Source organism: Methyloferula stellata AR4 (assembly GCF_000385335.1).
Taxonomy (GTDB): domain Bacteria; phylum Pseudomonadota; class Alphaproteobacteria; order Rhizobiales; family Beijerinckiaceae; genus Methyloferula; species Methyloferula stellata.
The window spans coordinates 4,036,580-4,049,127 of the sequence record NZ_ARWA01000001.1; the positions used below are offsets into that span (position 1 = coordinate 4,036,580).

Consider the following 12,548-nt stretch of genomic DNA (forward strand, 5'->3'; position numbering starts at 1 on the left):
AGACCGCGCTCAAGCGCTTGTACCGCTCTTTTCAGTGCGTTCGGCATGAATGTAGAGCGGTCGCGATTTGCCCTCGACGACATCGGGTCCGATGACCACCTGCTCGACGCTGTCGAGGCCGGGAAGATCGAACATCGTATCGAGCAGAATGCTCTCCATGATCGAACGCAAGCCCCGCGCGCCGGTGCGCCGGTCGATCGCCTTCTTGGCGACGACGTTGAGCGCTTCGTCCTGGAAGGTGAGTTCGGTGTTCTCCATCTCGAACAGACGCTGATATTGCTTCACCAGAGCATTCTTCGGCTCGGTGAGGATTTTCTTCAGCGCCTCTTCGTCGAGATCTTCGAGCGTCGCGATCACCGGCAGGCGGCCGACGAATTCGGGGATCAAACCGAATTTCAGCAAATCCTCCGGCTCAACCTTGCGCAGGATTTCGCCCGTGCGCCGGTCGTCCGGCGATTGCACCGTCGCGCCGAAGCCGATCGACGTGGTCTTGCCTCTGGTCGAGATGATCTTTTCGAGGCCGGCAAAAGCGCCGCCGCAGATGAACAGGATATTGGTCGTATCCACCTGCAGGAATTCCTGCTGCGGGTGCTTGCGGCCGCCTTGCGGCGGAACCGACGCAACCGTGCCTTCCATGATCTTCAGCAAAGCCTGCTGCACGCCTTCGCCCGACACGTCGCGGGTGATCGACGGATTGTCGGATTTGCGCGAGATCTTGTCGATTTCGTCGATATAGACGATGCCGCGCTGCGCCCGCTCGACATTATAGTCGGAGGCCTGGAGCAGCTTCAGGATGATGTTTTCGACGTCCTCGCCGACATAGCCCGCTTCGGTCAACGTCGTGGCGTCGGCCATGGTGAAGGGCACATCAAGGATGCGCGCCAGCGTCTGCGCCAGAAGCGTCTTGCCAGAGCCGGTCGGACCGATCAGCAGGATGTTCGACTTCGCCAGCTCGACGTCATTGTGCTTCGAGGCGTGGTTCAGGCGCTTGTAATGATTGTGGACCGCGACCGAGAGGACGCGCTTGGCCTGGAACTGGCCGATCACGTAATCGTCGAGAACCTTGCAGATTTCCTTCGGCGTCGGGATGCCGTCGCGGCTCTTGACCAGCGAGGATTTGTTTTCCTCGCGGATGATGTCCATGCAGAGCTCGACGCATTCGTCGCAGATAAAGACCGTAGGACCGGCAATGAGCTTACGGACCTCGTGTTGGCTCTTGCCGCAGAACGAGCAATAGAGCGTATTTTTCGAGTCGCTGCCGCCGACCTTGGTCATGGCTTATCTCCATACCGGCCGAAGCTGTGCTTCGGTCTTGCTAAAGTTATAGGCGCCTAGGAAAGCCGCCGACAATGTGTCCTCCGTCACAACTCAACGTCAGCGCACATCAATTTTCGATCGACCTCAAAAGTTTCAACCTCTTAAGATACAACCTCCATTTTCAAAATGCAGCACGCATGAATCCCGGGATCAAGTGGCCCGAAGGCCCCAAAACCGGACATATCCGCTTTCGCGTCACATGGCCGCAGCATTTCCATCGTAGGATGTCGCGTATTTGCATCGAAACCGTTAAGCACGGCCGTATACGGGCCGGACTGTGCCAGGGGTATAGCAAGCAATACTTATACCATGCCCCCAGCAGGCGCTCTCGCGTCGGTCGTCTAAAAGTAAATCAGGCTGCGGTTGCCTGTTTAGTTTCAGTCGCATTCTCCGGCCGCTTGACGATCACGTGATCGACAATGCCGAATTCTTTCGCCTCTTCAGCAGACATGAAGTGATCGCGGTCGAGAGTCTTTTCGATCGTATCGTAATCACGGCCCGTATGCTGAACATAGATATCGTTCAGGCGCTTTTTAACCTTCATGATGTCTTCGGCATGGCGAACGATATCTGAAGCCTGCCCGGAGAATCCGCCGGAAGGCTGATGCACCATGATACGCGCATTCGGAAGCGCGTAGCGCGCGTCGGCTTCGCCGGCGCAGAGAAGCAGCGAGCCCATCGAAGCCGCCTGGCCGACGCAGAGCGTCGTGACCTTGGGGCGGATGAATTGCATCGTGTCATAGATCGCGAGGCCCGCGGTCACGACGCCACCCGGCGAATTAATGTACATCGAGATCTCTTTCTTCGGGTTTTCCGCCTCGAGGAAGAGAAGCTGCGCAATGATGACCGAGGCCATGTGATCCTCAACCTGGCCGGTCAGGAAGATGATGCGTTCGCGCAGGAGCCGCGAATAAATGTCGAAACCGCGCTCGCCACGGCTCGTGTTCTCAATGACCTGGGGGATCAGATAACTATTGTAGGTCTCGATCGGATCGCGGTCGCGGATAGTCATGGTGTTTTCTTTCTCGTGTGAGCATTCGGCGGGCGGAGAAGGCTCCTGACCCAAGATAATATCTCTCCACCCGTCCCGCAAAGGGCGGGCCAATCTTCCTTCTCGCAGGCTTAATTTACAGCGAAGGCTCAGCTGGCCGGTGTTTCCGCCGCATCTTCAGGCTCTTCGGCGGCCATTTTGACGAGATCGTCGCGGGTCACTTTCTTGTCAGCGACCTTCACCTGGGTCATCAGGTAATCCACAACCTTTTCCTCGAACAAGGGCGCGCGGATCTCGTTCAAGGCGCCGGGATTTTTCCGGTAGAAGTCCCAGATGGCCTTCTCCTGACCCGGATAATTGCGGGTGCGCTCGAGAAGCGCACGCGACACCTCCTCCTCGGAGACGGTGACGCCGGCCTTTTCGCCGATCTCCGCCAGGACGAGACCGAGGCGAACCCGGCGCGCCGCGATTCGCATGTAATCGGCCCGGGCTTCTTCCTCAGTCGTTTTCTCGTCTTCGAAGCTGCGGCCGGCTTGCTGGCGTTCGGTCTCGGCCTGCTGCCAAATGGTCGCGAATTCCCGTTCGAGCATGCCCGGCGGGAGATCGAATGCATATTTTTTGTCCAATGCGTCGAGAAGCGCCCGCTTCCATTTCGAGCGGGCGGCGTTCGCATTTTCCTCATTGATCCGGTCGCGGACTGAGGTCCGCAATCCGGCGAGATCCTCGAAACCGAAGCTTTTGGCAAAATCATCGTCGATCTTGAGCTCGCCCGGCGCCGCGATCGACTTCATCGTCACGTCGAAGGTCGCGTCCTTGCCGGCGAGCTGGGCCGCCGAATAATTCTCCGGGAAAGTGCAGGAGATTGTCTTGGCTTCGCCGGCCTTCATCCCGGTGATCTGGTCCTCGAAGCCCGGAATGAAGCTTTGCGAGCCGATCACGACATCGACGTCGGTTCCAGCGCCGCCATCGAAGGCGACGCCGTCGAGCTTGCCGATGAAGTCGACCGTCGCCTTGTCGCCCTTCTCGGCCGTGGCGCCTTCGGCCTCCTTCGGCACGAAATTGCGGTTTTGATCGGCGAGCCGGCCGACGATCTGATCGATTTCGTCCTCGGTCACTTCCGCGACGAGCCGCTCGATCTCGATGTCGTCAAAGCTGCCGAGCTCGAATTTCGGGAGAAGCTCGTAAGTGACCCCGAAGGAAAAATCGCCGGAGGACTCGAAGGCCTTTTCCACTTCCGCCTGCTCGGTCGGCAGGTCGAAGCGCGGCTGGCCGGCGATCTTCAATTTATTCTCTTCGACGATCTTCTGATTGGCCTCGTAGACGGCGTCCTGCACGACATCGAGCATGACCGAGCGGCCATAGAGGCGTTTCAAATGCGAAAGCGGGACTTTGCCGGGGCGAAAGCCATTGATGCGCGCCTTGCTCTTCATCTCGGTGAGCTGGCCGTTGAGCCTGGCTGCGAGATCGCCCGCGGGCAGCACAATCTTATATTCGCGCTTCAGGCCCTCGGAGAGGGTTTCGGTCACTTGCATCGCAATCAGCCTTCTTTCAAAACTCTGTCACCCAGATCATGATGGCGCCAAAGTCGTGTCGCGGCCACCGCGGCAGGTTTGGCGTTTGAGGCGAAAAGACAGGGTCTGGTGCGGGCGGAGGGAGTCGAACCCCCACGATTTTCATCACCGGAACCTAAATCCGGCGCGTCTACCAGTTCCGCCACGCCCGCGACCGGACGCGCGAGAGGGCGCTCGTCATCTCACCGCCTGGGATCGCGCTCTATAGCAACCGCGCTCGCAGGATGCAGCAAAAAAAGCGACGCATGGTTTTTCCGTCCATCGTAGCCCGTTTTGTACCGGCCATCCCAATCCGGGACAGGCTTCGAAGGTCGAATTCCGCCCACATGGACCTGGACTTAAGTCTCGTGATGAAGAAGAAACCGTTTTCGATGGAGTTAAATTGAACCGCTGGATGGCCGGGACAAGCCTGACCATGACGCGCGGTCCCCTCACGCCGGATTTTTAATGTTTTTCAGCCGCCGCCTTTTTCTTGGCTCGCTTGGGGCCAGCCTCATTTCGCTCCCGGCTCACTCGGAAGGCGCGCAGCCGCCGGAGGCCGCCGCCACCGCATCCTCCAAGCCGGCAGCCGGGACAGACGGCTTCCGGCTGTTGGAAGCCCGCAAAGGCGCTTTGCGGCTGAAGCCGGACCCCGCCGCCGAAACTGGCATCTGGGGCTATGACGGCACCGTTCCCGGTCCGTTGCTGCGCTATAAGAAAGGCGAAGAGGTCAAGATCCGGCTCGCCAACAAGCTTGACCAGCCAACCACCATTCACTGGCATGGCGTGCGAATCACCAATGCGATGGATGGCGTCGCCAATCTGACGCAGGAACCAGTCGCGCCCGGCGCGAGCTTCGACTACCGCTTCACGCCGCCGGATAGCGGGTTCTACTGGTATCATCCGGATATTCAGCCTCTGACCGGCGAAGAGCTGGATCGCGGCCTCTATGGCGTGCTCATCGTCGACGAGCCGGAACCGCCCAAAGTCGATGCCGACATGCTCGTCGTGCTTGACGATTGGAAGCTCGACGACAAAGGATCGATCGCCGCCGATTTCCAAAATTTCAACGAGGCCGCGGGCGCGGGCCGCACCGGTTCGCTGCTGACCGTGAATTCGGCCCCTGCCCCCATCGAGCAAACCTTTGTACCGGGCTCGCGGCTGCGCCTGAGAATCCTGAGCGCCGTGACAGCGCGGCTCATCATCTTAAGCTTCGTCGGCGTCAGGCCGCAAGTGATCGGCATGGACGGTCAGCCCTGCGAAGCATTCGAGCCGGTACGCCGCACGCTTCCGACCGGGCCCGGCGCGCGTTTCGATGTCATCTTCGATCTGCCTGACGAAGCCTCGACCGAATCAAATCTCATTCTGCGCGGCGACGGCATGCCGGATCAGACGCTGCTGACCTTTCGGACCAAGGGCGACAGGCGCGCCGATCTTGGGCCTCTGCCTGTGCTTATGTCGAACCCGCTCCTCCCGGCGGAAATCCATCTCGAAAAATCGACAAAGGTCGAACTCACCATCGAAGGCGGCATGCCGCCGAAGGAAGGCGCGGTCTCAAAGCCAGCCATTGCGGTCGCGCCAAAAAAATCCGTTGGCGGCGCGAAAGCCGCGCAGCCTGCTCCCGCGCCGGTTTCAGCCTCCGACCCCACACATCTTTGGACGGTGAATGGCGTCGCTTCCGACGGGCATGGGCAGAAGCCTCTGTTTTCGGTGAAACGCGGCACCGCCGTAACGCTCGGCTTTACCAATAAGACCGGGTTCTTTCAGCAGATCCATGTGCATGGCCATGTGCTGCGGCTCCTGCACGATCTCGACGACGGATGGGAGCCTTATTGGCGCGACGCCGTGCTCATCCCCGAAGGACGCACGAAACACGCAGCCTTCGTCGCCGACAATCCCGGCAAATGGGCGATCGAATCCTCGATCACCGACCGCGCCGCGAGCGGCCTCGCGACATGGTTCGAGGTGACGTGAGAGAAGTGACGTGAGACAAGAATACGATTAGGCGCTGACGAGAAATTCTCGGGTCCGGATTTCTGGCTCATCTTCGCTTTTTCACGGTTACGATGAACCAGGAATCCTCCCGCCCTCGAAAATCAGAAGAACCAGGCAGTACCGACCGCGAGTTCATCGGATTGAAGAGCCCCGCCGGACTGATTCTTCGCGATATTGTGGATGTATTCGGCCTGGATGTTCATCCAATCCGTCAGCTTGTAACGAACAAACCCGATATAGGATGCGTTCGAGCGAAGCAGGAACGGATTATAGGCAGACAGAAGATCGAAACTCGTGGATTGAAGTTCGCTGATACCCCAGCTTGCACCGACGATGAAGCGATTGGTTAGATTCCAAGTCCCTTGCGCATAACCCCCGTAGGATTTGCGCATTTCGCCATCCAAGCTGTTGTTTTCGGCAAAGAGACCGGTGGTTCCGAGGCCTTGGCCATAATAACCATAGGCGAGCACACTGGCGGGGCCGACATCGAGCTTGCCGCCGCCATCAAACCCCCAGGCTCGCGCGGAGGCGCCGGGGACCAGCAAGGTGTTATCGCCGACATTAGCGCGAAATTGTTGGGTCACGGCGTCAGTCCAGAGGAAGAGCTTGGCACCAGGAGCGATCTCGCTTTTATAATGCAATTGGGCTTGAATCTGTGGCTGGTCGTGGCCGCTGAGAGTCCCGGTCGTCGCCGCTGTCGTGAAAATATTTGTCGCATCATAAGGCGTGAAGATGCCCGCCGACGCAGTGAAACCGTTCCAATCTGGCGAAGTATATGTGAGCTGCGGAATCCAATCGGCATATACATAACCGACGCCGATGCGCCCAAGCGACGTGTTGGTCGGCGCCGCATTGAGAAGCGCGGAACCGGCTCCAAAAAGCGTGGCATCGTTCAAGATGGCGTCGCCGCCGAAGAGGCCGAGATCGCGGCCGATCTTGACGGTCCCAAAGGTCGGCGTGCCCACCGTGCCGAAAATTTGGCGGAAGTCGATGCCGCTCGAACCCAACGCCACCGGATTACCCGGACCATTCGGCGCCGCGCCATTATTGCCACTGACATAGACCCCGAAAGTCGCGCTCAAATCGAGGCCTTCCTGGTTCGTCGACAACTTGACCGCGATCTCGCTCGGCAGAAGGCCCGAGCGAATAGAGTTCGAGGCGTTGACCGTGCTGTTCAAACCGACGACATTGCCGTTGACCCCGCCAATGAGAGCAGATCCGCTCGCCCGCGTCTTGAAGTTCTCCTCGGAAAAGAACGAAAGAATACCGGAGACTTGCACATCGACCTGGCCGACATGAAGACCAATGCCTTTGTCGAGGCGGGTCACATAGCGATCATCGGAAACAATAGTGACATCATCCTTGGTGACGATGCGCTTTCCTGGCGGCGGTGCAGCAGCCGTTTCGACGGCATGGTGCGGTTTCAATTCGGCCGCGTGGCGTTGTTTCAGTTTTGCATATTCAGCGGAAGTCAGGATGCCTTTGGCTTTCAATTGATCCAGCAATTCATCTGTAACGTCTGCCTTCACCTGGCTTGCCGCGAAAGTAGCGAGGCCGCTCAACATCAACGTTTGGACCAATGCGTGATTTTTTCGTGACTTTTGAATTCGCATCTTCATATCCCCCCTTGCCATGTCGGACCGGATGTAATTTTTTCCGGACTTTTCTGGTTCGAGAGGCGTGTTGATTTTGTTTCTCACGGATCCGTGTTTTTGAAACGGGTGTGACATTAAAAAATGTCTGCGCAGATCAATGCCGTAAAATTACGTGCGACTGGCGAACACAATACTCCGTCGTGATAACGGCGTGATAATTACATGCTAGATTGCGTTCATGATTTCAGCGAAAAATCGGGATCCACTTTTTGGCATCCGCTCTAGGCCGCTGTGCAACGCCAACTTGGTTGCGCGCCTGCGTCGCATGCCAAGCGATTAGAATTCGAACGTGCGTGTCTGCATGAAACATGCGTTCGCGCTGGGCTCCAAGGTCAGGGGAGCGGCGAGCGTTTTTGCGCAGCGCTTAACCGAGCACTGTTTCCAGCGGTCTCAGAAAATTTATAACCGACGCCCCAAACCGTCAGCACATAGGTCGGATTGGCCGGGTCGGTTTCGATTTTGCTGCGGAGCCTGTTGATGTGCGAATTGACCGTATGCCGATAGCCCGCATAATTGAAGCCCCAGACGAAATCGAGAAGCTGCTCGCGCGTGTAGACGCGGCCGGGGTTTTGGGCGAGATGCAAAAGAAGATCGAACTCCTTAGGCGTCAAATTGATCTCCTGCCCGCACAAGGTGACCGAGCGCTGATCGGTATCGATGACCATATCGCCCGCTCGGATGATCGCATTTGGGTTGATGCCGGCGTTCGCAATCGCTTCCACATGGCGGAAAATCGCTTCCACTTTTGCCCGCAATTCGAGGACGCTGAACGGCTTTGTAAGATAATCGTCAGCGCCAATCTCAAGGCTCAAAATACGGTCGAGCTCGGAAGCGCGTGAAGTGAGAGTCAGAACAGGCGTAGAGTCAATGCACGAGCGCAGGCGGCGGCAAATATCGAGACCGCCCTCGCCCGGCAGCCTCAGGTCAAGAATGATGAGATCGTACTTGTTCGCTTCGGCCTCAACCAAACCGACGATGCCATCGAAGAGGAATTTGGTGTCGCAATCGATGTCGCCAAGATGCAGCTTGACGAGGTCAGCGATCTCGCGCTGATCTTCGATGATCAGAACCTTACAGGTCATGATGCACGCTCCTGGTACGAAACACAGAACGCCGTGCTGTCAGGATGGGCCCGCATCTCGCTAGCAATCACCGATGCGGGAGGGATAGGACCGAGGCCATACAAATGCGCCAGAGATTTGATTACGCATCGTTTGCAATACCGCTCGCGCGCTCGCGCATTGATAGCTACCAGCTGTTCTGCCTTATTCGAGCGTCGGAGGCGTTTTGTTACGCCGAGGCGACGTGAACGTAACGAAGACGGATGCCGCCCCGTAATTAACGAGGGATCTAGCTCTATTCGACAGCATGTTTTCGCGCCAAGACGCGACTGGGGACGTCCCCCCAATATCAAGGAATGCGCCTGTGCCGCTCTCTGTCACCTTCGTCGCAAACTCGTCGGGCACATGGCGCATTAGCGAGATCAGCCCTGTCATCGGCGAGACATTACCAATGGCCGAGAGATTGACGGTGCTCGAAGGCCCGGAAGTGCTCGCCGCGCAAAAATGCGATTGGAATTTGCGCGGCGTGACAAGCAACACGCGCTACACCAACCGGGCCGAAACGGACGCGCTGACCGCGAGTCAGGAAGGGTTGCTTCGGCCGCAGGCAACGCGCGCCGCGCTCATTCCCATCCGCAAGACCGAGGCCTGGTGGGCCTTGGCTCAGGATGAGCGGAGAGCCATTTTCGAAGAAGACTCCCGGCATATAGGCATTGGTCTCGACTATCTCCCCGCGATCGCCAGGCGGCTCCATCACAGCCGTGAACTTGGTGAGCCCTTCGATTTTCTCACCTGGTTCGAATACGCGCCCGAACATAGCGAGCGTTTTGAAGAGCTCGTGCGACGCCTGCGCGGTACGAAGGAATGGCGCTACGTCGATCGCGAGGTCGATATCCGCTTAAGCCGTGACGGTCTTTGACTGTCTAACGGAAGGCGTGCGGCACAACCCGCTTGAGTTCGCTGCGTATGACTTTGCTTTCATGGACATCGCTTTCATTGATCCGGCCGAGCTTGAACTGCCCGACAAGGCCCGAAAGCTGCGTCGTCTCCTCCGACAGCGAATGGCTCGCCGCCGTCGATTGCTCGACCATCGCGGCATTCTGCTGCGTCACCTGGTCCATCTGGTTGATCGCGACGTTGACCTCGTTCAGCCCCGTCGCCTGCTCCCGCGCGCCGCTCGCTATGTCGTCGGCAACGCCGTTGATCTCGGCAACCTGGGTCATGATCCGCTGCAGCGCCTTTCCGGTTTCGGAGACGAGCTTGACGCCGTGATCGACCTGCGTGGTCGAGGCTGAAATCAGACTTTTGATTTCCTTGGCCGCCTCGGCCGTGCGCTGCGCGAGCGCACGCACTTCCAATGCGACGACGGCGAAGCCCCGGCCGGCATCTCCCGCCCGCGCCGCTTCGACGCCGGCATTCAAAGCCAGCAGGTTGGTCTGGAAGGCGATTTCGTCGATGACGCCGATGATCTGGCTGATCTGGCGCGCCGAAGTTGCGATGGCATCCATCGCATCGACAGCCTCGCCGACGACGGCAGCGCTTTTTTGCGCGTCTTCGTTCGCGGCCGCGACTACCTGGCGCAAATGGCTCGTGCTCTGCGCCGATTTCTTTACCGTCACGGTAATCTCGTCGAGCGCCGCGGCGGTCTCTTCGAGGTTTGCCGCCTGTTGTTCCGTCCGGCGCGACAGATCATCGGATGCGATCGATATTTCCCGCGTGCCCGAGCGGATCGCACCTGTGCTGCCGGCGACACCCTGCATCGCCGCTTCGAGCTGTTCGATCGCCGCATTGAAATCGGTCTGCAAGCCGCGATAGGCCGGAGGCATATCCGCCGGCATGCGATAGGTGAGGTCCTTCGCCGCCAGTCTGGCGAGGCCGATACCGATCGCACCGACGGCCATCACCGCTTCCTGCTTTGCGTCCTCCTGCGCTTCCTCGGCGCGGCGGCGCTGCTCGTCCAAGGTTTCAAGATAGATCGAAATCGCGAAATCCATGTCGAGCATGGCCGCTTTGACGAGACAGGAAAGAGCCTCGGCCATGCCTTCCGGACGAGCCTTCGCCATTTGCAGAAGATGCGGCCACTGCTCTTTGACGACGGCGTGAATGAGCTGTTCGATGATCAGGGCATAGCCGCCGATATACCATCTTGGCTCAAGGCCGATCCGCGCATGCGTCTGGCCTATTTTTCGAACCGCGCCGACATAATCCTCATTGTAATTGGCCGCGGCTATCATGCCCCAATGTGTTTCTTGGGTGGTCTTGGCGCCCGCCATATGTTTGTCGTCGCGGAAAAATTTGCGCATGTCCGGCGTTGCGCTCACCTTGTCGTAAAAGACGGCGAGAGCCGGCCCGATGGACCGCATGATAAGCGGTTGCACCTTGCTCAGGACCGCCCGCGCTTGCTGGTCCATCCCGATGAAATCGAGACGTTCCTTTAGAAAAGTTTGGTTGCGTATGGGCCGCGCCATGAAGTTGTCCCCCGAATCAGAGGGGGAGAATCAGACTTAAGGACGAGCTCAGGCTTTGATGCAGATCAAGTGAGAATAGCCGCTTGACAGGCGGCGGCACATACATCACTAATTAGTTATATAACTAATAGGCGATGCAATGTCTCCCGAGCATCTCAACGACACATTCGCAGCCCTCGCCGATCCGACGCGGCGCGCCATTCTCGCACGTCTCGCTTCGGGCGAGGCCTCCGTGAAAGAGCTGATGGAGCCCTTCGCTCTCAGCCAGCCCGCGATCTCGAAACATATCCAGGTGCTGGAACGTGCTGGGCTCATCTCGCGCAGCCGCGCGGCGCAGACGCGGCCCTGTAAGCTCGAAGCAAAGCCGCTGAAGGAAGCCGCCGATTGGATCGAGCATTATCGGCGTTTCTGGACCGACAGCTTCGATCGCCTCGACGATTATCTGCGTGACTTGCAAGCAGGGACACAGGCAGAGGTAAAAGAGCCCAAGAAAACACGTGGCAAGGGAGGAAAGACCAATGCCGGCAAGTGAGAAAAGCATGCAGGATCGCGAAGAAGACCGCGAAATCGTCACCACCCGCATTTTCGAGGCGCCGCGCGATCTCGTCTGGCAGGCTTGGAGCGAGCCGCAGCATTTGCGGCATTGGTGGGGACCGAAAGACTTTCGCAATACGTTCGAGACATTCGAGTTCAAACAAGGCGGCCTTTGGCGCCTCACAATGCATGGCCCGGATGGAACCGACTATCCGAACGAGTGGGTCTTTGTTGAGATCGTCCCGCCCTCGCTAATCGTCTTGGATCATGTGTTCGCGCCAAAATTCCGCGTCACAGCGACCTTCGAAGAACTCGATGGAAAAACCAAGCTCACGTTCCGCCAGCTCTTCGAAGAGGCCGCCGCTTGCGACGGCATCAAGCCCATCGCGGTTCCAGTCAATAAGCAGGCTTTCGACAAACTCGCCAATCAGCTTTCCATCATGCAGGGAAACACGCGCGAGCTGACGATCACGCGCACATTCGATGCGCCGCGTGCACTCGTCTGGAGGGCCTGGACCGATCCCGTGCATCTCGCCGCCTGGTGGGGACCGCAAGGCTTCACCAATCCGGTCTGCAAGATCGATGTCAGGCCCGGCGGCGCAATCCTGATCGTCATGCGTGCGCCGGACGGAACCGAGTATCCGATGCGCGGCATATTCCAAGAGATTGTGGAGCCCGAGCGGATCGTCTTTGCCAACTTCGCCGTGGACGACAAGGACAATCCGATCATCGACGGATTGACGACCGTCACTTTCACGGAACGCGACGGAAAGACGGAAATGGTGCTGCACACGCGCGCGACCGCGCTCGTGCCGCAGGCGGTGCCGATGATCGGAGGCATGGAGGCTGGCTGGACGCAAAGCATCGAGCGCCTTGCACATCTGCTTTCGGCGCACTGACGATGTGACGAATAGACAAAGCCGCGCGCTTAGGACGCGCGGCTTTGAAACACGAGCTTGCATGAACTCAATATATCC

At 58.5% G+C, this 12,548-nt stretch carries 10 protein-coding genes and 1 tRNA gene; 4 read left to right on the top strand and 7 right to left on the bottom strand.

Going from position 1 to position 12,548, the window contains the following annotated elements:
• Positions 1–9: 9 nt before the first annotated feature.
• The 4 genes from clpX to A3OQ_RS0120040 all read right to left on the bottom strand — a co-directional run bounded on the left by clpX (position 10) and on the right by A3OQ_RS0120040 (position 4,031).
• Complete coding sequence (gene clpX / locus A3OQ_RS0120025) at positions 10–1,275, bottom strand: ATP-dependent Clp protease ATP-binding subunit ClpX (protein ID WP_020177230.1); 1,266 nt, start codon at positions 1,273–1,275, stop codon at positions 10–12.
• A 394-nt stretch (positions 1,276–1,669) separates the two neighbouring features.
• Positions 1,670–2,329, bottom strand: a complete 660-nt coding sequence (locus tag A3OQ_RS0120030; RefSeq protein ID WP_020177231.1) for an ATP-dependent Clp protease proteolytic subunit — start codon at positions 2,327–2,329, stop codon at positions 1,670–1,672.
• A gap of 128 nt (positions 2,330–2,457) precedes the next feature.
• Positions 2,458–3,840, bottom strand: coding sequence for a trigger factor (tig, locus tag A3OQ_RS0120035; RefSeq protein ID WP_020177232.1), 1,383 nt, complete (start codon positions 3,838–3,840; stop codon positions 2,458–2,460).
• 106 nt (positions 3,841–3,946) lie between these two features.
• Positions 3,947–4,031: transfer RNA gene (locus A3OQ_RS0120040), tRNA-Leu, on the bottom strand.
• Between the two features lie 295 nt (positions 4,032–4,326).
• Here A3OQ_RS0120040 and A3OQ_RS0120050 point away from each other — a divergent pair.
• Positions 4,327–5,832, top strand: coding sequence for a multicopper oxidase family protein (locus A3OQ_RS0120050; RefSeq protein WP_020177233.1), 1,506 nt, complete (start codon positions 4,327–4,329; stop codon positions 5,830–5,832).
• 122 nt (positions 5,833–5,954) lie between these two features.
• Here the strand turns inward: A3OQ_RS0120050 and A3OQ_RS0120055 are convergent, their stop codons facing one another.
• Positions 5,955–7,418 (bottom strand): porin, encoded by a 1,464-nt coding sequence (locus A3OQ_RS0120055; protein WP_020177234.1) that lies wholly within the window; start codon positions 7,416–7,418, stop codon positions 5,955–5,957.
• Positions 7,419–7,840: 422 nt separating this feature from the next.
• A complete protein-coding gene (locus A3OQ_RS0120060; RefSeq protein ID WP_020177235.1) occupies positions 7,841–8,590 on the bottom strand; it encodes a response regulator transcription factor in 750 nt (249 codons plus the stop codon).
• A 430-nt stretch (positions 8,591–9,020) separates the two neighbouring features.
• Between A3OQ_RS0120060 and A3OQ_RS0120065 the strand changes: the two genes are divergently transcribed.
• Entirely contained in the window at positions 9,021–9,488 is a 468-nt protein-coding gene (locus A3OQ_RS0120065) for a chlorite dismutase family protein (protein ID WP_020177236.1), read from the top strand.
• Positions 9,489–9,492: 4 nt separating this feature from the next.
• Here the strand turns inward: A3OQ_RS0120065 and A3OQ_RS0120070 are convergent, their stop codons facing one another.
• Entirely contained in the window at positions 9,493–11,037 is a 1,545-nt protein-coding gene (locus tag A3OQ_RS0120070) for a globin-coupled sensor protein (RefSeq protein ID WP_020177237.1), read from the bottom strand.
• Between the two features lie 139 nt (positions 11,038–11,176).
• On the opposite strand from A3OQ_RS0120070, the gene A3OQ_RS0120075 reads away from it, so the two are divergent.
• Both A3OQ_RS0120075 and A3OQ_RS24945 read left to right on the top strand, forming a co-directional pair.
• A complete protein-coding gene (locus A3OQ_RS0120075) occupies positions 11,177–11,569 on the top strand; it encodes an ArsR/SmtB family transcription factor (RefSeq protein WP_020177238.1) in 393 nt (130 codons plus the stop codon).
• Positions 11,556–12,470, top strand: a complete 915-nt coding sequence (locus A3OQ_RS24945) for an SRPBCC domain-containing protein (protein ID WP_020177239.1) — start codon at positions 11,556–11,558, stop codon at positions 12,468–12,470. Before A3OQ_RS0120075 ends, A3OQ_RS24945 begins: the two co-directional genes overlap by 14 nt.
• Positions 12,471–12,548: the final 78 nt, after the last annotated feature.